The sequence below is a fragment of the Agromyces sp. MMS24-K17 genome (assembly GCF_043950245.1).
Taxonomy (GTDB): Bacteria; Actinomycetota; Actinomycetes; order Actinomycetales; family Microbacteriaceae; genus Agromyces.
Map to the genome: position 1 here is coordinate 2,583,101 of NZ_CP171640.1, position 21,174 is coordinate 2,604,274.

The window sequence follows — 21,174 nt, forward strand, 5'->3', positions numbered from 1 at the left end:
TCGGCCTCAGGCCTCGATCGCGTCCCCGGGCTCGAGGGCGGAGTAGGTCCCGCCGCCCTGTTCGGTCGCCCACGTGAGCCGGGCGTTCGCCAGCGCCTTCCCGGGAGGCGACAGCAGCATCTCGTGCGTGCCGAACGCCTGGCGGGGTGCGACGGCGACCACGTAGTCCATGACCTCGCTGACCTTCATCCACGGCGCGTTCGCGGGCGCGGCGAGCACCTCGACCGGGACGCCCGGTTCGACGAAGGAGTCGCCCGCGTAGTACAGGGCGTCGTTCACGAGGACGCCCACGTTGTCGATCACCGGCAGCGACTCGTGGATCACGGCGTGCTTCCCGCCGAAGAACCGCAGCCGGAACGGCCCGACCTCCACGGCGTCGCCGGGTGCCACTCGCTCGACCTCGATCCCGGCCGCGGCCGCGGCGCGCACGACGCCGTCCGGCCCGAGGATGCGTACGTGGGGGCTCTTCGCCCGGATGCCGTCCAGCTGCTCGGGCGTCCAGTGGTCGTCGTGCTCGTGCGTGACGACGACGGCCGCCACGCCGGTCGCGTCGTCGAACAGCGGCGTGAACTTGCCGGGGTCGATGATCAGCGTGGCGTCGTCGTCGACGACCTCGAGGGCGGCGTGCTCGTGCTTGGTGATGCGCATGGTCCGAGCCAACACCGGGCCGACGCGCCACGCAACCGCCGCGGCGTCCGGATCGGCGGCGTCGGGCTGCGATGATCTCCGTGTGATCCCTGCACCGAGGCGGCTCCTCGTCGCCGTCAACCCGCTGGCCTCGTTCGGCCGCAACCGTGCCGTCGGTCCGGCCGTCGTCGAACGGCTCGCCGGCGCCGGCCACGACGTCGTGATGCTGCGCGAGGCCAACTTCGAGCTGCTGCGACGCGAGGCGGAGTCGGCGTTCGCGCAGGGGTGCGACGGGGTCGTCGTGGTCGGCGGCGACGGCATGGTGTCGCTCGGCGCGAACCTCGTCGCCGGCACCGGGGTGCCGCTCGGCATCGTGGCCGCGGGCACCGGCAACGACCTCGCCCGCGGGCTCGGCCTGCCGTACGAGGATCCCGCCGCGGCGACCGACGCGCTCCTCGCCGCGCTCGAGCGCGAACCGCGCGCGATCGACGCGGCGCTCGCGCGTCACGGCGAGCACGCCACCTGGTTCGCGTGCATCCTGTCGGCCGGCTTCGACGCGGTGGTGAACGAGCGCGCGAACCGGATGACCCGGCCGCGGGGCCCGAGCCGGTACACCCTGGCCCTGGTGCGCGAGCTGATGACGTTCCGGCCGAGGTCGTACGTGATCACGATCGACGGGGTGCGGCGGGAGCAGAAGGCGATGCTCGTGTCGGTCGCGAACAACCCGTCGCTCGGCGGCGGCATGCGGATCGTGCCGCACGCGGACCTCGCCGACGGGCTGCTCGACGTGTTCATCGTGCATCCGATCAGCCGGGCGCGGCTGCTGGCCGTCTTCCCGAAGGTCTTCGCCGGCACGCACGTCGACCACCCCGCGGTCGAGTTCGCGACCGCGAAGCGCGTCCGGCTGGAGTCCGACCGGGCCGTCGCGTACGCCGACGGCGAGCGGCTCGGCGAGCTCCCGGTGGAGGTCGAGGTGGTCCCCGGAGCCCTCCGGATCTGGGCCTGAGCGAGCCATCCGGCCTCGATTTGGAATCGTCCCGGAACGTGTGTCATACTCTTCAAGTTGCCGAAACGGGAACGGAAACGAAGACACAGAGTTCCCCCACACGGCCCCATCGTTTAGCGGCCTAGGACGCCGCCCTCTCACGGCGGTAGCGCGGGTTCAAATCCCGCTGGGGTCACCACTGGCAACACGGCGAATGCCCCTGCGAATGCAGGGGCATTCGTCGTTTCCGGGGGTGTGCATCGCGATCGCGGCATCCGAACCGAGCCTCCATCGCGGCACCCCCTGACGACGTGTCGCCGAGACGGCACGGGCCCGACGCGGGCGGATGCCTCGCGCCGGGCCCGTGCCGGACGGTCAGTGCCGTGGCGGCCCGGTGAGCACCGGCTCCGCCGGCTCGTGGTGGTCGAGCCCCGGTCGGGCGTCGGGGTACGCCACCGGGATGCCGTCGTGGATCTCGTGCGGGTGCACGCGGTGGTACGACATCCGGTCGATGAGCGCGAGCGCGAGCGCGCTCACGATGAACACCGAGTGGATGATGACCTGCCACATCACGCCGGTCGACGTGTACTTCTCGTCGCCGTCGATGACGCCCGAGTCGGTCATGCCGCCGACCTCGATGAACGTCTTCAGCAGGTGGATCGACGAGATGCCGATGATCGCCATCGCGAGCTTCACCTTGAGCACGTTCGCGTTCACGTGCGACAGCCACTCGGGCTGGTCGGGATGCCCGTCGACGCCGATGCGCGAGACGAAGGTCTCGTAGCCGCCGATGATGACCATGATGAGCAGGTTCGCGATCATGACGACGTCGATGAGGCCGAGGACGGCGAGCATGATCGTCGCCTCGTCGAGGTGGGTCGGATCGTGCAGGACCTCCTCCGCGAGGTGCCACAACTCGATCATGAACACGACGACGTAGATCGCCTGGGCGGCGATGAGGCCGAGGTAGAGCGGCGCCTGCAGCCACCGGCTCGTGAAGATCAGGCCGCCGATCGCGCGCCCCCAGGGCGCGGTGCGGTACGGCGGGGCGGACGGGGAAACGGGGGACTGGGGCGTCGTAGGGGCGCTCACGGTTCTCCTTCTCGTGCGGGCTTCCAGCCTAGGGCGGCCCATCCGATAGACTCCTCCGAAGCGAAGGGGAGTATCCCGCGGGGCGCCAGCTCCGGCCACGATCGTCAGTACGAGCGACAACGTCGACGCTCCGGGCGTGGCGGCGCATGCAATGCGCGGCAGGGAGAGACTTTCGGGTCCTTGCCGTACCCACACACATCCCCGAAAGGTCGCCCGTGCTCCAGCTGCCGCTCTGGTTCGAAGTCGGATCCCTCGTCGTCCTCACGCTCATCCTCATCGGCGACCTGCTCCTCGTGCTGAAGCGCCCGCACGTGCCGTCGTTCAAGGAGTCGACCCTGTGGGTTGTCTTCTACGTCGTGCTCGCCCTCATCTTCGCGGGGCTCATGTACGTGCTCGGCGATGCGGAGCATGCCGGGCAGTTCCTCGCCGGCTGGCTGACCGAGTACAGCCTGTCGATCGACAACCTCTTCGTCTTCGTCATCATCATGGCGAGGTTCGCGGTGCCCAGGAAGCTGCAGCAGGAGGTGCTGATGGTGGGCATCATCATCGCGCTCGTGCTCCGCGGCGTGTTCATCCTGCTCGGCGCCTCGCTCATCGAGAACTTCAGCTGGATCTTCTACATCTTCGGCGCCTGGCTCGTCTGGACGGCGATCCAGCAGGTGCGCGGCGACCACGAGGACGACGACAGCGAGACGTTCGTGGTGCGGATGCTCCGCAAGCGCGTGAACCTCACCGACGAGTACGACGGCGTCAAGGTGCGCACCACGATCGACGGCAAGAAGTTCTTCACGCCGATGCTCATCGTGTTCGTGGCGATCGGCACCACCGACCTGCTCTTCGCGCTCGACTCGATCCCCGCGATCTTCGGGATCACGCAGAGCCCGTTCATCGTGTTCACCGCGAACGTGTTCGCGCTGATGGGCCTGCGCCAGCTCTACTTCCTCCTCGGCGGCCTGCTCGAGCGCCTCGAGTACCTCAAGTACGGCATCGCGTTCATCCTCGCCTTCATCGGCGTGAAGCTCGTCTTCCACGCCATGCACGTCAACGAGCTGCCGTTCATCAACGGCGGCGAGCACATCGAGTGGGCTCCCGAGATCTCGACCTGGATGTCGCTGGGCGTCATCCTCGGCGCCATGGCCGTCGCGACGATCGCGAGCCTCATCAAGGCCCGCCACGACGCGAAGCAGCGCGGCCACAAGCTGATGGACGAGGTGCCCCACTTCACCGAGGACGCGCCGCACCGCGAGGGCTGACGCAGAGCGCCCCGTGCGCGGGCCGGCCTCCACCGAATCGGTAGGGTGGAGGCCGACCGGTGCGCCGGTGCGTATCGGCCGAAGACGGAGGCATGAGGTGGGACGTGTCGATTGACCACGACGAGGTCGCTGCATCGGATGGTGCGGCGATCGTCATCACCCACAGCGCGTCGACCGACGTCGGCCGCGTACGGAGCGTGAACGAGGACTCGTACCTCGCCGAGCTCCCGGTGTTCCTCGTCGCCGACGGCATGGGCGGGCACGCGCGCGGCGACGCCGCGAGCCGCACGGTCGTCGAGACCTTCCGGCGCCACCTCTCCTCCGGCGGGCCGGCGACGCCCGAGCAGGTGCTCGACGCGATCCACACCGCGAACGCCGCGGTCCGGGCGCTCAGCGCCGAGGGCGAGGAGGGCACGGCGGTCGCCGGCACGACGCTCGCCGGCGTGGCGCTCGTCGACTCGGGCGAGGGCGCACTGCACTGGATGGCCTTCAACGTCGGCGACTCGCGGGTCTACCACTGGGACGGCCGCCGCCTCGAGCAGGTGAGCGTCGACCACTCCGCCGTGCAGGAGCTCGTCGACGCGGGCGTGATCGACGCCGCCGACGCCGAGACGCACCCCGACCGCAACGTGATCACGCGCGCCCTGGGCGCCGACGACTTCGTCGACCCCGACGTCTGGCTGCTGCCCACGTCGGGCCGACAGACCTTCCTCATCTGCAGCGACGGCATCACCAAGGAGGTCGACGTGGCGTCGATCGCCGGCGTGCTGGCCGCCCACGGCGGCGACGTCGACGACGTCGAGGGCGTGGCCGGGGAGCTGGTGCGCCTCGCGGTCGACGGCGGCGGCCGCGACAACGCGACCGCGGTCGTCGTGGAGTCGGCGGCGGGTGCCGCCGGGCACCTCGACGGCACCACCCGCGACCCGGGTCGAGGAGACCACGACGATCCGGCCGAGGACACCCGGCCGCGGAGCGGGGACGCACGGTGACCAGGTACGCGATCGACGTGCAGCGCCGCTGGGTCGCGCTCGTGCGCGGGGGAGCGGTGCTCCTGCTGCCGACGCCCGAGGCCGACACGGCCGACGACCTCTGGGCCGCCCTCGGCGCCCCGGAGCCGACCGGCGCGGTGCTCGGCACGCTGACGAGGGGCGGGCTCGCCGACCTGTCGCCGTTCGCCCTCGCGGTGCCGGCCCGGGGCGCGCTCCGCGTCGTCGTGCGCGGCGGCTTCCGCGTACGCGTCGCCGGCGAGGCCGTGACCGGCGCGGAGGTCTCGACCTGGGTCGAGCGGTCGTTCCCCGGAGTGGACGCGTTCGAGGTGCTCGCGCCGTTCGCGAACCCGGTCGCGGGCGACCGCGGCTGGCCGATCGTCGACGGCGTCGTGCCCGCTTCGGTGGTGGCCGTCGGCGCACCGGAGGGTCGGGGCGACGCCGAGGCCCGCGGCGTGGAGGCGACCGGCGCGGTCGCGGCGCCTGCGGCCGACGTCGAGCCGGCGCAGCCGGTCGAGCCGGTGCGACCGGTCGAACCCGATCCCGAGCCCGCGCCGGACGTCCCCGAGGTGCCGACCGCCGCCGAGCAGACGGTCGTTGCCGAGCAGACGATTGTTGCCGAGCAGACGATTGTTGCCGAGCAGACGGTCGTTGCCGAGCAGACGATCCTCCCCGAGTCGACGATGGTGCCCGACGACACGATCCTCGTCGAGCGGGGGGCATCCGGCCACGTCTCCGTCGCCGGCGGGGCATCCGCCGTCGACGACGTCGAGGACCGCACCATCGTCGTCGAGCGGCCGCCGCGCGCGGCGACGTCGCCCGCGGCCGCCGGCGCCGGACTCATCGGCGACCACGACGGGCGCACGATCGTCGTCGAGGACCTGCAGCGGCTGCGCCGCGAGGCGCACGCCGTGGCGGGGGCAGCCGGGTCGGCGCCCGTGCCGCCGGCCGCGCCTCCCGCGACCCCGGCCATCTCCCGCGAGGTGCGCCTGCGGCTGCCCGACGGCACCGAGGAGGCCCTCGCCGGTGAGTTCGTGCTCGGCCGGTCGCCGAGCATCGGCCGGACCGCCGGCACCCGCCTGCCGCGCCTGCTGACGGTCGGCGGCGGCGACCCCGACATCTCCAGGAGCCACGTGCGCATCGGCCTCGAGGGCGGCACCATCGTGGTGACCGACCTGCACTCGCGGAACGGCACGCAGGTCGTGCAGCCCGGCCGCGCGCCGGTGAAGCTGCGCGCCGGCGAGCCCACCCCGGTGCTCGTCGGAACGGTCGTCGACCTCGGCGGCGGCTGCGTGATCGCGGTGGTGAAGGCGTGACGCCGCCCGTCGCCGCCGACGCGCCCGAGCTCCCCGGCTACCGCTACGTCGAGCACCTCGGTTCGGGCGGGTTCGCCGACGTGTTCCTCTACGAGCAGCGCCTCCCGCGCCGCAGGGTCGCGGTGAAGGTGCTGCACGCCGACGACCTGGCGCGCGACACCCGCTCGCAGTTCGTCGCCGAGGCGAACCTCATGGCGCAGCTGTCGGCGCATCCGTACATCGTCACGATCTTCCACGCCGACGTCGCCGCCGACGGCCGCCCCTACTTCGTGATGGAGTACTGCTCGGGGCCGAGCCTCGCGACCCGGCTGAAGCGCGCGCCGTTCGGCGTCGAGGAGGCGCTGCGCACGGGCGTGCGCCTCGCGAGCGCCGTCGCGACGGCGCATGCGGCCGGCATCCTGCACCGGGACATCAAGCCGGCGAACGTCCTCACCAACGACTACGGATGGCCCGCGCTCACCGACTTCGGCATCTCGTCGACGCTCGAGGGCGAGGTGCCGGTGCACACGATGACGATCTCGCGCGGCGGCGCGGACGGGACCGGCACGGGGCAGACCGCGGTCGGCCTGAGCGTGCCGTGGTCGCCGCCCGAGCTCTTCGACGACGAACTGCGGCCCGACACCCGCAGCGACGTGTTCGCACTGGCGGCCACCGTGCACAGCCTGCTCGCGGGGCGCTCGCCGTACGAGATCCCGGGGCGGTCGAACGGCACGCTCGACCTCATGGGTCGCATCGAGCGCGGCGCGATCACGCCGATCGGCCGCACCGACGTGCCGCGCAGCCTCGAGGACGTGCTCCGCCGCAGCATGTCGGTGCGGCGGGAGGACCGGCACCAGAGCGCGGTCGAGTTCGCGCGGGCGCTCCAGCGCATCGAGCTCGAGCTCGGCTACTCGCCCACGTCGATCGAGGTGCCGAGCGTCGTCGCCGAGCGGGAGGCCGCGCGGGCGGCGTCCGGCGCGCCGGCCGGGCCGGACGACGTCGGAGGGTCCGACGGCCAGGACTCGGCCGAGGAGACCCGCGCCCGCGTCGTGCAGCAGGTCGTGGCCCAGCCCGGCGCGGAGGCGACGCGGATGCGCGCGCCCGCCGTGATCGACCCGCAGCCCTCGCCGGCCGTCGACGACCGCACGGTCGTGCGCCGGCCGGGCTCGGCCGCACCCGTCGCCCCGGCGGCCACCGTCGCGAACGCGCCGTCGAGGTTCGTCGAGGAGACGGTCGTGCGCACGAAGACCGCGCCGCCCGAGCCGGTCGCGCGGCGCTCGCGCACGGGCCTCGTGGTCGGCGTCGTCGCGGGGCTCCTGGTCGCCGCCGCGGTGACGGTCGGGGTCGTGGTCTCGATGAACACCTCACTCGGCGAGCCCGCCGCGCCCTCGCCGACCGCGGAGACGGGGGAGGACGCCGTCGTGGGCGCCACCGTGCCCGCGCCCGTCGTGGCACCCGGCGTCGTCTCGGCCGACGGCACGACGGCGACGTTCGCGGTCTCGCACGAGGGCGCCGAGGACGGCGACCGCTACCGCTGGGAGCGGGCCGACGGCGTCGGCGACGTGCAGGTCGCCGACGGTCCCGAGATCGTCGTCGAGGGCCTGGCGCCCGGCCAGGTGCTCTGCATCGACGTCAGCGTGCAGCGCGGCAGCAAGTTGTCGGAGCCGACGCGCGGGTGCACGCCGTGAACCCCCTCCGCGTCGAATTCTGCGGCGAGTTCTTCGACGTCGCGCCCGAGACGCCGTTCCGGATCGGTCGGGAGGCCGACCTGGTCGTCGACGACAACCCGTACCTGCACCGCGTCTTCCTCACGCTGGTGGCCGATCACGGGCTCTGGTGGATCGCGAACGTCGGCCAGCTCCTGTCGGCCACGGTGTCGGATGCCACGGGCAGCGTGCAGGCCTGGCTCGCGCCCGGCGCACGACTGCCGATCGTGTTCCGCACGATGCACGTGCTGTTCAGCGCGGGGCCGACGACCTACGACCTGACGATCCACGCGCAGGACGACGTCTACAACACCTCGCTCACCGCGCAGACGACCACGAGCGGCACCACGATGATGCCGGTCGCGCTCACCGCGAGCCAGCGGCTGCTGGTGCTCGCCCTCTCCGAGCGGGTGCTCGCCGACCCCGCCGCCGGGCGCGGGACCGTGCCGTCGTCGGCGGAGGCCGCCGAGCGCCTCGGCTGGAGCATGACGACGTTCAACCGCAAGCTCGACAACGTGTGCGAGAAGCTCGACAAGATCGGGGTGCACGGGCTCCGCGGCGGCCGCGGCAGGCTCGCGACGAACCGCCGCGCGCGGCTCGTCGAGTACGCGGTCGCGACCCGGCTCGTGGGGCCGGAGGACCTGCCGCTGCTCGATGCCGCGGCGGCCGGTGCAGCACCCGCCTGATTCCGACATGGGGAGTACTCCCCGTTTCTGGGGTCTTGCGCATCATGTTAGGTTCGACCTCGGCCCGGCGACGCCGAGAGCCGACTCGTGTCCACGTCTACACGACGAGACGACGAGACGACGACACGACGCTGACCGGGGAGACGCATGGGGGCCTTCACCTCTCGCCTTCGTTCGCGTCGGTCGATCGCCTCGGCGGTCGCGATCGCGGTGCTCGCGGGCGTTCCGCTGACCATCGCGGTGCTGCACCAGGGCTTCCCGGTGACCGATCCCGACCTGCGCGTGCGCGACGTCTGGGTGACGAACGCCGAGGACCTGCTGGCCGGCCGGCTCAACCGGCAGATCGAGGAGCTGGATGCCTCGGTGGCGACCTCCTCGAGCGAGGTCGACGTCTTCCAGCACGGCGACGACGCGTTCCTCTACGACCCGGCCGGCGGCGCCATCGAGCGCATCGACCCGTCGTTCACGACGCTCGTCCAGCGGGTCGACGTGCCGCCGGCGTCGACGGTCGCCTACGGCGGGGAGACCCTCGCGGTGCTCTCGCCGAACGGCGAGCTGTGGGCGATCCCGGCCGGCGGTGAACTCGCGTTCGACTGGCGCGGCACCGATCCGCTCGTCGAGGTGGGCGACGGCGCCCGGGTCGCGGTGAGCGCCGAGGGCACGATCTTCGTCACCGACCCGGCCGAGGGCGAGGTGCTCGAGTTCCGCCGCGGCGCGAACGAGCCGACCGCGACGACCGAGGTCGGCAAGCTCGAGGCGCACCAGCTCGCGGCGGTCGGGGAGCGCGCCGTCGTGCTCGACACCGACGGCGACCGGCTCCTCGTCGGCGACCGGGTGATCGAGCTCCCGGCGCACGGACTGCGGCTCCAGCAGTCCGGTCCCGAGCACGGCTCGGCGCTCGTCGCGACCGCCGACGCGCTGCTCGACGTGCCCCTTGGCGGCGGCGACGTGCGCGAGATCCCCAGCGAGGGCCTCGCCGCGGAGTCGGCCCAGGGCGTCGCCGCGCCGGTACGGGTCGGCAGCTGCGCGCACGCCGCGTGGGCCGACGCGGGCCGCTACCTCGCGGTGTGCGACGGCCAGGAGCCGAAGGGCGTCGACCTCGACCAGTCGACGGCGGGCGGCCGCCTGGAGTTCCGCGTCAACCGCGACGTCGTCGTGCTGAACAACCTCGCCAACGGCGACTCGTGGCTGGTCGACTCCGACCTCCGCCTGGTCGACAACTGGGAGGAGGTCACGCCGCCCGACGAGACCGACGAGCTCGAGGGCGACGAGAAGAGCGCCCAGCAGACGTTCGAGGACACCCTCGCCGAGCGCACCGACCAGAACCGCCCGCCGACCGCGCGCGACGACGACGTCGGCGTGCGTCCGGGCCGCTCCACGATCGTCGAGGTGCTCGCCAACGACACCGATCCCGACGGCGACGTGCTCACCATCGCGACCGTCACGGGGGTGTCGGAGTCCGCCGGGGTGCTCGACGTCATCGACGGCGGGCGTGCCCTGCAGTTCACGCCGGCCGAGGGCGCGGTGGGGACCACCTCGTTCCGCTACGCCGTCGACGACGGCCGCGGCGGCGTCGCCGAGGCATCCGTGAACCTGCGCATCGTGCCGCTCACCGAGAACTCGGCGCCCGAGGCCGAGCGGAACGGCGCCGTGAGCGTCGAGCAGGGCCAGCAGATCTCGTACAACCTGCTCGCCGACTGGCGCGACCCCGACGGCGACGACCTCTTCCTCGTCGACGCCTCGCCGCGCAGCGGCGACGTGGTGCGCACCAGCCCCGACGGGTTCATCACGTTCGAGCACCGCTCCGCCGAGCTCGGCACGAAGGAGGTCGCGTACACGGTCTCCGACGGCACCACGACCGCCACCGGCACGTTCACCGTCGACGTGAAGACCACCGGCTCGCTGAACCCGGTCGGCACACCCGACTACGCCCGCGCGTTCCCGGGCGAGCCGATCGTCATCGAGCCGCTCGCGAACGACCTGACCCCGTCGGGTGCGCCGCTCCAGCTCCTCGGCGTGGCCGAGCCGCCCGCGGGCGCGAACCTCGCCGTGAACGCCGAACGCGGCACGCTCACCTTCTCGGCGATCGAGCCGGGGGAGTACATCTTCCTCTACGACCTGGGCGCCGGCGCGAACGTGAGCCAGGGGCTCGTGCGCGTGCAGGTCGTCGAGCCGCCCGCCGACGCGCCACCGCCGATCGCGGTGAAGGACACGGCGTACCTGCGGCCGGGCGAACCCGTCACCGTGCCGGTGCTCGCGAACGACGTCTCGCCTTCGGGGCGGGTGCTCGCCGTGCAGTCGGTCGACGACCGCGCCACCGAGGGACTCGTCTCCGTCGAGCTCATCACGAACACCGTCGTGCGGGTCAGCGCCTCCGGCGCGATCGACCAGCAGCTGCAGTTCGAGTACACCGTCTCCGACGGCATGAACACCGCGACCGCGACCGTCACCGTCGTACCGGTGCCGCCGCTCGTCAAGCACCAGCCGCCCGTCGGCGTGGACGACACCGCGATCGTGCGCGCCGGCGACATCGTGACGGTGCCCGTGCTCGCGAACGACTACCACCCCGACGCGGCCGCGTTCCACCTCCTCCCCGACCTCGACCAGACCGGGGCATCCGACGGCCTCGCGTTCGTCGACGGCGACAAGGTGCGCTTCCAGGCGCCCGATGCGGCCGGCGTGCGCACGATCTCGTACGCGATCACCGACGACGCCGAGCAGGAGGCGCGCGCGACGCTCACCATCACGGTCATCGGCCGCGAGGGCGAGAACCGGCCGCCGGTGCCGACGCCGCTCACCTCGCGCACCTTCGCCGGGTCGGCCGTGCGGATCGACGTGCCGCTCGACGGCATCGACCCCGACGGCGACTCCGTCATCATCCGCCAGATGGGCACGGCGCCCACCCTCGGGCGGATCATCGACCGCACGAGCACGTCGTTCACGTACGAGGCGTTCGACGGCACGAGCGGCACCGACACCTTCTCCTACGAGGTGCAGGACGCGCTCGGCGCGTCGGCGACCGGCACGATCCGCATCGGCGTGATCCCGCGGCCGCCGGTGCAGCTGCCGCCGACCGCCGTCGACGACCTGATCGAGATGAAGCCGGGCCGCACGGTCGGCGCCGAGGTGCTGCTGAACGACACCGACCCGAGCGGCTACTCGCTGCGCGTGTCCGACCTGCCCGAGGTCGACGAGGGCATCGAGGCCGAGATCCGCGACCTGCGTCGCGTCGTCGTCACGGCGCCCGAGCAGGAGGGCGCGTACACGATCCGCTACGAGATCTCGAACGGGCACGGCGGCGTCGACTCCGCCTTCCTCCAGGTCGCGGTCAGCGAGGACGCGGTGATCGACCCGCCGACGGCGGAGGACCAGGTCATCGAGCCCGAGCAGGTCGTCGCCGGCGAGCCGATCGTCGTCGACGCGCTGAAGGACGCCACCAACCCGGGCGGCCTCGTCGAGGACCTCGCCGTCACGGTCGAGGGTCCGAACGCCGGGCGCGCCGAGGTGGCGTCCGACGGCACCATCGTCGTCGAGCCGGGCCGCCAGCGGTACGCCGTCGCGTTCCGCCTCACGAACGAGCTCGACGACCTCTCGGCGATGGCGTTCGTGATCGTGCCGCCGGTGCCCGGCGCCGACGACGTCCCCGTCACCGAGACGCAGCGGCCGAAGACCAAGGAGGAGCTCGAGGCCGAGGAGCGGGCGAAGTTCCCCGCGCCGCACCTGAAGGACCTCCCCGAGATCATCGTGCCGATGAACGGCAGCAAGTCGTGGAAGGTCGACGAGCTGGTGGAGGTTCCGTCGGGCCAGCCGGCGACGATCCTGTCGGCCTCGGCGTCGTACGCACGCTCCGACCCGTTCATCGGCTCCACCGAGCTGCGCTTCCAGCCGGAGACCGACTACCGCGGACCGGCGACCCTCACGTTCGAGGTGACCGACGGCACGAGCGCCGACGACCCCGTCGGGCGCAAGGCCGTGCTGACGCTGCCCATCACCGTCGGCGACCCCGGCTACAACGACGTGCCGCCGGCGTTCACCCCCCGGGCCGAGACGATCGAGGCCGGCGAGGCGGCGATCGAGATCGACCTGCGGCAGTCGACCGACCAGCCCAACCGGGACAACATCGAGAAGGTCGCCTACGGCAACCTGAAGGGCACGACGGCCGACATCCAGGCCACCATCGTCGACGGCGCGACGCTGCAGGTCTCCGCGCCGCTCGGCGTCCAGCCGGGCACGTCGACGCGCCTCACCTTCGACCTCACGTTCAACGAGTTCACGGTGCCGGGGTACGTCGACATCAAGGTCGTGTCCTCGACCCGAGCGCTGCCTCGGGCGGTCGCCGACCCGTCGACCGGCGAGATCGAGATGACCCGTTCCCAGTCGCGGGCGATCGACGTGCTCGCGAACGACTTCAACCCGTTCGCACAGGACGGCGTGCCGCTGCGCGTCGTCGCGGCCGCCATCGAGCAGTCGAGCGTCGGGTCGAACGCCTCGGTCTCGTTCACGGCGACCGGCATCACGGTGCGCACGGGCTCGGCGTTCACGGGCACCCTCAGCGTGATCTACCGCATCGAGGACGGCACGAAGGACCCGCTGCGCCAGGTGCAGGGGCGCGTGACGGTCGTGGTGCGCGACATCCCGGATGCCCCGGCCCGGCCGACCGCGACCGCCGGCGACGGGAGCGCCGGCCTGACCTGGACGGCGCCCGCGAACAACAACTCGCCGATCACCGGCTACGTCGTCACCTGGAGTGGCGGCAGCACCGGCAGCAAGAACTTCGCCGCCTCGGCGGCGGGCACCGCCCAGCCGATCACCGGCCTGAACAACGGGTCCGCCTACACCTTCACCGTGCAGGCGATGAACGCGAAGGGCACGAGCGGCGCGTCGCAGGCGTCGAACGCCGTCACGCCGTGGGGCACGCCGACCGCGGTGCAGAGCCTCGGCCTCACCAAGGGCGGCGACGCGCCGACGACGGTGCGCGCCGACTGGAACGCACCGTCGCAGACCGGCGGTGGCGGCATCACCTACCGCGTCCGCATCGACGGCGGCGGTTGGGAGAACACCGGCAGCTCATCGGCGAAGTCGTGGTCGGGCGTCGGCGCCGGCACCCACACCGTCGAGGTCTACGCGGTCAACGGCGGCGGAAAGCAGGGCCCGACCTCCACGGCGCGCATCACCGTCTCCGACCCGCCGCCGCCCAGCCCCTCCGGCCGGATCGGCAAGGGCCCGAGCCGCTCGTGCGACAGCGGCGGCGGCGGCTGCGCCGAGGTCCGCATCACCTTCCAGGACATGGACCCGGGCACCTACCGCGTGTTCGCGACCGTCAACGGCGGGTCGTGCTGCAGCTACCAGCAGACCATCGTGATCGGCGCCTCCGGCCAGATCCAGCTGCAGAACCACCTCGGCCGTCGCTCCGCGAGCGAGACCATCGCGGTCCGCTTCGAGAACGTCAGCGGCGGCACCTCGGTCTCGCTCGGCGCGATCAGCGCGACGACGTGGAACAACATGGCCTACAACACGTGGTGACCCGAGTGCGCCACCACCTCGACCGATCGACCAAGGAGCAGCATCCATGCCCGTGACCCAAGAGCAGGCGCAGTGGTTCCACGACGCCTTCGGCCGGCTGGTCGACAACATCGACCAGGCGATCCTCGGCAAGCGCGACGTCATCGCGCTCGTGCTCACGGCGTTCCTCTCCGACGGGCACGTCCTGCTCGAGGACTTCCCGGGCACGGGCAAGACGGTGCTCGCGAAGGCGCTCGCGAACACCCTCGACGGCACGCACTCGCGCATCCAGTTCACGCCGGACCTGCTGCCCTCGGATGTCACGGGCGTCACGATCTACGACCAGGGCAAGGGCCGGTTCGAGTTCCACCGCGGCCCGATCTTCGCGTCGATCGTGCTCGCCGACGAGATCAACCGCGCCAGCCCGAAGACGCAGTCGGCGCTGCTCGAGGTCATGGAGGAGGGCCGCGTCACGGTCGACGGCGTCGGCTACGAGGTCGAGCCGCCCTTCATGGTGATCGCGACGCAGAACCCGGTTGAGCAGGCCGGCACCTACTCGCTGCCCGAGGCGCAGCTCGACCGCTTCCTCATCAAGACGTCGCTCGGCTACCCCGATCACGACACCGCCGTCGCCCTCCTCATCGACTCGGCGAACCGCGCCCGCGCCGCCGGCGTCACGCCGATCATCGCGTCGGCGTCGATCACCGCGATGGCCAAGCTCGCCTCCGAGGTCTACGTCGACCCGGCGGTGCTGTCGTACCTCAACCAGCTCGTCTCCGCGACGCGCGAGCACCCCGACGCGGCGCTCGGCGTCAGCATGCGCGGCGCGCTCGCACTCGCCCGAGCGGTGAAGACGTGGGCGATCTCCCAGGGCCGCACGTACGCCACGCCCGACGACGTCCGCGAGCTGGCGGTGCCGGTGCTCGCGCACCGCATCATCGTCGACCCCGAGGCGGAGTTCACGGGCACGACCGCGCAGGACATCGTCGAGCGCGCGCTGACCGACGTCGCGCCGCCGGCCTACCGGGCGGCATGACGGCGGCCGACCGGCTCCGGCCGCGGCGCCCCTCGCAGGGCTGGTACGCGCTCCGGACCGTCTCCCGCTCCGCGGCGCGCACGGCGCAGTCCGCCGGGGCGGGCCTCGCGCACGCCGGGCGGCGGGTCGCGGCGACGGTCGAGCCGGTCACGGGCGTCGTCTCCACGATCGGATGCCTCGTCTTGGCTGCGGCCGTGGTCGCCGGCGCGATCGCGCTCGCCCTCGGCTGGGTCGAGTTCGCGTTCGTCGGCGCGACCCTGCTCGGTGCGATGCTGCTGGCGATCCCGTTCGTGTTCGGCCGGGTGCGCTACCGCGTCGAGGTCGAGCTCCAGCCGCGTCGGGTCGTCGCGGGCGAGCGTGCGCTCGGCCGGCTCCTCGTCGTGAACGACGGGACGACGGCGTCGGTCCCCGCACGCATGGAGCTGCCGGTCGGCAGGGGCCTCGCCGAGTTCCGCATCCCGCAGCTCGCCCCGTCGGCGCAGCACGAGGAACTCTTCGCCGTGCCGACGCAGCGTCGCGCGGTGATCGTCGCGGGGCCGGCGGTGTCGGTGCGCGGCGACGAGCTGGGACTGCTGCGGCGCACGGTGCGCTGGAGCGATCCGGTGGAGCTCTTCGTCCACCCGCGCACGGCACGGTTGAAGCCGTCGGCGGCGGGCCTCGTGCGCGACCTCGAGGGCGAGGTCACCTCCACGATCACCGACCACGACATCTCGTTCCACGCGCTGCGGAACTACGAGCCGGGCGACCCGCTCCGCAACGTCCACTGGCGCAGCTCCGCCCGCACCGGGCAGCTCATGGTGCGCCAGTACGAGGAGACCCGGCGCTCGCAGCTCCTGCTGCTGCTGTCGACGGATGCCTCGCACTACGCAGACGAGGACGAGTTCGAACTCGGCGTGTCGATCTTCGCGTCGCTCGGGGTCCAGGTCGTGCGCGACGGCACCGAGATGGCCGCCCAGACCGAGTCCCGCCAGCTCCGCACGTCGACGGCGACGAGCCTCCTCGACGACGCGAGCCGGATCGAGGCATCCGCCGCGCCGTCGTCGCTGCGCGAGTTCGCGCGCGACGCGTCGCGCCGGCTGCCGGCGGCGAGCGTCGTCATCGCCGTGGTCGGCTCGCGCCTGCCGCTCGCCGAGGTGCGGGCGGTCGCCGCGTCGTTGTCGTCGGACGTGCAGTTCCTCGCGTTCCGTGCCCACGCGGGCTCGGACGCCCGGATCGGCAAGGTGGGCGGCAGCCCGGTCGCGACCGTCGGCGACCTCGGCGAGCTCGCCGCCGTCGTGAGGAAGGTCCGACCGTGAGGCGCATCCCCCTGACGAGCGTCGTCGACCTCGTCGTGCTCAACGTGCTGAGCCTCGTGGCCGTGGCCGGCTACGAGACGAGCTTCGGCGACCTGAACTTCCTGCTCGCCGCCGTCGGCGGGCTGCTCGTCGGCACCGCCTCGGCGGTGGCCGGCACCCTCCTGCGCCTCCCGGTGCTGCCGACCGTGCTGCTGGGGCTCGCCGCCTACTTCCTGCTCGGCACCCCGTTCACCATGCCGGCCCAGGGCATCGCGGTCGTGCTGCCGAGCCTCGCGTCGCTCGCCGGGCTGGCGGCCGGCGCGGTGTTCGGCTGGGCCGACATCGTGACGATCGGCACGCCCGTCGAGGCGCCGTACTACGTGGCCGCCGTGCCGTACGTGGCGACCTGGCTGGTGTCGCTCGTCGGCGGCCTGCTCGTGCTCCGGTGGCTGCCGAAGCGGCGCACGGTGCTGCGGGCCGCGGTCCTGCTCGTCGGCCCGGTGGTGCTCTACCTGTCGGGCATCCTGCTCGGCACCGACGAGTCGTACCTCGCCGCGCTCCGCGGCGTCGCGTTCGCGGCGATCGCGCTGGTCTGGCTGGCCTGGCGCCGGGGCGCGGCCGTCGACGTCGAGCACGGCGGCGCCCCGCGTCCGCTCGGCCGCCGACTCGCGGGCTCGTCCGCGGTCGTCGGCGGTGCGGTCGTGCTCGGCGTCGTCGCCGGCCTCGCCTGGGCGCCGGTGTCGACCGACCGCTACGTGCTGCGCGACGAAATCGTGCCGCCGTTCGACGCGCGCGAGTTCTCGAGCCCGCTCGCCGGGTTCCGGAAGTACACGAAGGACCTCGCCGAGGAGCCGCTGTTCACGGTCTCCGGCCTCGAGCCGGGCGACACCATCCGGCTGGCCACCATGGACGCGTACTCGGGGCGGCTCTGGAACGTCGCCGGCCCGGAGTCGGCCGTCGCCGACGGCGGCTACGCGATCGTGGGGGAGACCCTGCCGCAGCCCTCCCTCGCCGACCTCGGCAGCGAGCGCGACGTCACCGTGGAGGTCACGGGCTACGACGACGTGTGGCTGCCGACCGTCGGCTACGGCGAGCAGCTCACGCTCGTCGATCGCGGCAGCAGCGAACGCGCCGGCGACGTGCGCTACAACGCCGACGCGGGCACCGCCGTGCTCACGAGCGGCGTCGCGGACGGCGCCCGCTACGAGTTGCGCGCCCGCGTGCAGCGGGAGCCCGACACCTCGCAGCTCGTCGACGTGCCCGTCGCCCGCGTCGACGGCGGACCGGTGCAGAACGTGCCCGACGTCGTCGACGCGAAGGCCGACGAGTACGCGGGGGATGCCACGAGCGCGATCGAGCAGCTCCGGGCGATCGAGACCGCACTGAAGACGAACGGGTTCCTCAGCCACGGGCTCGCGTCCGACGCGATCGCCTCGCGCGCCGGGCACGGCGCCGACCGCCTCGTCGAGCTGTTCACGCGGTCCGAGATGATCGGCGACGAGGAGCAGTACGCGTCGGCGATGGCGCTCATGGCTCGCCACCTCGGGTACCCGGCGCGCGTCGTCATGGGCTTCGCCCCCGAGGTCGACTCCGCCTCCGACGAGGTCGAGGTGCTCGGCTCGCAGGTCACCGCCTGGGTCGAGGTGCCGTTCGAGGGGGTCGGCTGGATCTCGTTCCGCCCGACCCCCGACCAGGTCGACGTGCCGCAGGAGCAGACCCCGAAGCCGAAGAGCGAGCCGCAGCCGCAGGTGCGGCAGCCGCCCCGGGCGGAGCGCGCGGAGGACGACCTGCTGACCACGGTCGAGATCGACGACACCGAGGACGACGACCGCGATCGCCCCTTCCGGATCCCGGAGTGGGTCTGGATCGCCGCCGGGTCGCTCCTGGTGCCGCTGGCCATCGTGTTCCTGCCGATGCTCGCCGTGTCGCTGCTGAAGCGCCGGCGCCGCTCCCGCCGGCGCGGCGACGCGAACGACCGCAGCGTGGCCGGCGCCTGGGAGGAGTTGCTCGACCGCAGCGCCGAGCTCGGCCTCGAGCCGCCCGAGCGCGCCTCGCGCCTGCAGGCGGCGCAGGTGCTCGAACGGCAGCTCGACGAGCAGGGACTCGCGCCCGTCGTCGACGGCCGCCCGGTGAGCCTCGCGCAGCTGGCGGTGACGGTGGACCGCGAGGTGTTCGACGGGCTGGAGGTGACGGACGCGACCGTGACGCAGCGGTGGACCGAGGCCGACGCCGTCGCCGCGGCGATCGCGTCGACCGCCGGCCGGGCGCGACGGCTCGTCGCCCGATACCGGTTCCGGCGGCGTCGCCGTCGCTCGTAGAGTGGTGGCGTGGCAGAGCCGGAGTTCATCGTCCCTCCCCCCGGGTTGCTCCCGGACGCGGAGCCCCCGCGCCCCAAGGAGCCGGCGCCGGAGTCGACCACGCGCCTCGCCGCGCTGAACCAGACCCTTGGGCGGGCGCCGATCGCGGTGCCCGCCGCCCCGCTGCCGCCCGCCCCGCTGCCGCCCGGCCCGGGGCATCCGCCCGCGCTCACCCGCCCGCCCGCGCCGCCGCAGCTCGACCCGACCCATGCCGCCCCCGCACCGCCCGCTGCGCCTCCCGCGCCGCCCGCGCCCGCGCCCGCGGCTCCCGCCGCGTCGGCGCCGGCGCCTCCGAACCTCTCCCCGGCCCCGGTGACGGCGCCCACGCCGATCCCGACGTTCGGCGCCGGTGCGGGGTATCCGCCCGCCCAGCCCGCGCCGCGCGCGGTGCCCGCCTGGCGCCTGCGCACCTCCGTCGGCGGCGAGATCGTCGTGGCGGGGCGCGTGGTGCTCGGCCGGGCGCCCTCGGCCGACGACTACGCACCGGGCACGGTCGTGGTGCCGCTGCACGATCCGGCCCGCACCGTGTCGAAGGTGCACGCGATCGTCGAGCCCGTCGACGGCGCGCTGCTCGTCGCCGATGCGAACTCGACGAACGGCGTGCGGATCCGCCGCCCGAACGGCGACGTGCTCGACCTGGCGGCCGGCACCTCGGCGCACGTCGAGCCCGGATCCGTGCTCGAGCTCGGGCGCTTCGAGCTCGCGGTGGAGGGGCCCGCACCCGTCGCGCGGTGACGACCGGTCCGAGCGGCGGTGTACCCTGAACAGGTGCGTGCGCCACGACTTCTGCTTCGGTGCCGCGGCGGGGCTTCGTTCTAGAAGCCGGTCCCCGTCGCGGAGTCCGTCGTCGGCTGACCGCAGATGTTGAGGAAGCGAAGTCAATGAACGAACCCACTGCCCAGAGTCGTCCGCGCACCGAGGGTCGTCCGCGCACCCTGGCCGAGAAGGTCTGGGACGCCCACCTGGTGAAGAAGGGTGAGGACGGCACCCCCGACCTCATCTACATCGACCTGCACCTGGTGCACGAGGTCACGAGCCCCCAGGCCTTCGACGGCCTGCGGATGGCCGGCCGGCCCGTCCGTCGCCCCGACCTGACGATCGCGACGGAGGACCACAACACCCCGACGCTCGACATCGACAAGCCGATCGCCGACCTGACGAGCCGCACCCAGATCGAGACGCTGCGCCGCAACGCCGCCGAGTTCGGCATCCGCCTGCACTCGCTCGGCGACAAGGAGCAGGGCATCGTGCACGTCGTGGGTCCGCAGCTGGGCCTCACCCAGCCGGGCATCACCGTGGTGTGCGGCGACAGCCACACGTCGACGCACGGCGCCTTCGGCGCGATGGCGTTCGGCATCGGCACGAGCGAGGTCGAGCACGTGCTCGCCACGCAGACGCTGCCGCTGAAGCCGTTCAAGACCATGGCGATCAACGTCGAGGGCACGCTGCGCCCTGGCGTCACCGCGAAGGACATCATCCTCGCCGTGATCGCGAAGATCGGCACCGGCGGCGGCCAGGGCTACGTCCTGGAGTACCGCGGCAGCGCCATCCGCTCGCTGTCGATGGACGGCCGCATGACGATCTGCAACATGTCGATCGAGGCGGGCGCGCGCGCCGGCATGGTCGCACCGGATGACACGACCTTCGCGTACCTCGAGGGCCGGGCGCACGCGCCGCAGGGCGACGACTGGGAGGCCGCCGTCGCGTACTGGCGCACCCTCGCGACCGACGAGGGCGCCGAGTTCGACGCCGAGGTGTCCATCGACGCCGACGCGCTCGAGCCGTTCGTGACCTGGGGCACCAACCCCGGGCAGGGCGTCTCGCTGAGCGAGCGGGTGCCCGACCCGGCGTCGATCGAGGACCAGCACGAGCGCGCCGCCGCCGAGCGGGCGCTGGAGTACATGGACCTGGCCGCCGGCACGCCGCTGAAGGACGTGCACGTCGACGCCGTGTTCATGGGCTCCTGCACGAACAGCCGCATCGAGGACCTGCGCGCCTTCGCGTCGATCGTCAAGGGCCGCAAGAAGGCCGACGGCGTCCGCGTCATGGTGGTCCCGGGCTCCGCCCGGGTGCGCCTGGAGGCCGAGGCCGAGGGCCTCGACGAGGTGTTCCGCGAGTTCGGCGCCGAGTGGCGCTTCGCGGGCTGCTCGATGTGCCTCGGCATGAACCCCGACCAGCTCGCGCCGGGGGAGCGCTGCGCGTCCACGTCGAACCGCAACTTCGAGGGCCGTCAGGGCAAGGGCGGCCGCACCCACCTGGTGTCGCCGCTGGTCGCCGCGGCGACCGCGATCCGCGGCACGCTGTCGAGCCCGTGGGACCTGGAGCAGGACGGCCTGGTCCCCGCCGGCGCCGCGCAGACCGAGGAAGGCCGCTGA

General features: G+C 72.9%; 14 protein-coding genes and 1 tRNA gene. 13 read left to right on the forward strand and 2 right to left on the reverse strand.

Annotation, left to right across the window (positions count from 1 at the left end; all coding sequences use genetic code 11):
* Positions 1–6: 6 nt before the first annotated feature.
* Positions 7–648 (reverse strand): MBL fold metallo-hydrolase, encoded by a 642-nt coding sequence (locus ACGGZK_RS11765; RefSeq protein ID WP_395242843.1) that lies wholly within the window; start codon positions 646–648, stop codon positions 7–9.
* Positions 649–730: 82 nt separating this feature from the next.
* Between ACGGZK_RS11765 and ACGGZK_RS11770 the strand changes: the two genes are divergently transcribed.
* Positions 731–1,633: a diacylglycerol/lipid kinase family protein gene (locus ACGGZK_RS11770; RefSeq protein ID WP_395242844.1), complete on the forward strand. Its 903-nt coding sequence runs from the start codon at positions 731–733 to the stop codon at positions 1,631–1,633.
* Positions 1,634–1,735: 102 nt separating this feature from the next.
* A tRNA-Glu gene (locus tag ACGGZK_RS11775) sits at positions 1,736–1,811 on the forward strand.
* Between the two features lie 176 nt (positions 1,812–1,987).
* Here the strand turns inward: ACGGZK_RS11775 and ACGGZK_RS11780 are convergent.
* Complete coding sequence (locus tag ACGGZK_RS11780; RefSeq protein ID WP_395242845.1) at positions 1,988–2,704, reverse strand: TIGR00645 family protein; 717 nt, start codon at positions 2,702–2,704, stop codon at positions 1,988–1,990.
* A gap of 215 nt (positions 2,705–2,919) precedes the next feature.
* Here ACGGZK_RS11780 and ACGGZK_RS11785 point away from each other — a divergent pair, with 215 nt between their 5' ends.
* The 11 genes from ACGGZK_RS11785 to leuC all read left to right on the forward strand — a co-directional run bounded on the left by ACGGZK_RS11785 (position 2,920) and on the right by leuC (position 21,174).
* Positions 2,920–3,957 carry a TerC family protein gene (locus ACGGZK_RS11785; protein ID WP_395242846.1) on the forward strand — a complete coding sequence of 346 codons (1,038 nt, stop codon included), beginning with the start codon at positions 2,920–2,922 and terminating at the stop codon, positions 3,955–3,957.
* 104 nt (positions 3,958–4,061) lie between these two features.
* Positions 4,062–4,946 (forward strand): PP2C family protein-serine/threonine phosphatase, encoded by an 885-nt coding sequence (locus tag ACGGZK_RS11790; protein ID WP_395242847.1) that lies wholly within the window; start codon positions 4,062–4,064, stop codon positions 4,944–4,946.
* Complete coding sequence (locus ACGGZK_RS11795; RefSeq protein WP_395242848.1) at positions 4,943–6,259, forward strand: FHA domain-containing protein; 1,317 nt, start codon at positions 4,943–4,945, stop codon at positions 6,257–6,259. Before ACGGZK_RS11790 ends, ACGGZK_RS11795 begins: the two co-directional genes overlap by 4 nt.
* Entirely contained in the window at positions 6,256–7,926 is a 1,671-nt protein-coding gene (locus tag ACGGZK_RS11800; RefSeq protein ID WP_395242849.1) for a serine/threonine-protein kinase, read from the forward strand. Before ACGGZK_RS11795 ends, ACGGZK_RS11800 begins: the two co-directional genes overlap by 4 nt.
* Entirely contained in the window at positions 7,923–8,630 is a 708-nt protein-coding gene (locus ACGGZK_RS11805; RefSeq protein WP_395242850.1) for a hypothetical protein, read from the forward strand. The genes ACGGZK_RS11800 and ACGGZK_RS11805 overlap by 4 nt, the downstream gene beginning before the upstream one ends.
* A gap of 147 nt (positions 8,631–8,777) precedes the next feature.
* Positions 8,778–14,153, forward strand: a complete 5,376-nt coding sequence (locus ACGGZK_RS11810) for an Ig-like domain-containing protein (RefSeq protein WP_395242851.1) — start codon at positions 8,778–8,780, stop codon at positions 14,151–14,153.
* A 46-nt stretch (positions 14,154–14,199) separates the two neighbouring features.
* Positions 14,200–15,168, forward strand: a complete 969-nt coding sequence (locus ACGGZK_RS11815) for an AAA family ATPase (RefSeq protein WP_395242852.1) — start codon at positions 14,200–14,202, stop codon at positions 15,166–15,168.
* Positions 15,165–16,463, forward strand: coding sequence for a DUF58 domain-containing protein (locus tag ACGGZK_RS11820; RefSeq protein ID WP_395242853.1), 1,299 nt, complete (start codon positions 15,165–15,167; stop codon positions 16,461–16,463). Before ACGGZK_RS11815 ends, ACGGZK_RS11820 begins: the two co-directional genes overlap by 4 nt.
* The gene (locus tag ACGGZK_RS11825) at positions 16,460–18,760 is read left to right on the forward strand and encodes a transglutaminase family protein (protein WP_395242854.1); all 2,301 of its coding nucleotides are present in this window, start codon (positions 16,460–16,462) and stop codon (positions 18,758–18,760) included. Before ACGGZK_RS11820 ends, ACGGZK_RS11825 begins: the two co-directional genes overlap by 4 nt.
* 9 nt (positions 18,761–18,769) lie before the next feature.
* Positions 18,770–19,534 carry an FHA domain-containing protein gene (locus ACGGZK_RS11830; protein WP_395242855.1) on the forward strand — a complete coding sequence of 255 codons (765 nt, stop codon included), beginning with the start codon at positions 18,770–18,772 and terminating at the stop codon, positions 19,532–19,534.
* Between the two features lie 146 nt (positions 19,535–19,680).
* A complete protein-coding gene (gene leuC, locus ACGGZK_RS11835; RefSeq protein ID WP_395242856.1) occupies positions 19,681–21,174 on the forward strand; it encodes a 3-isopropylmalate dehydratase large subunit in 1,494 nt (497 codons plus the stop codon).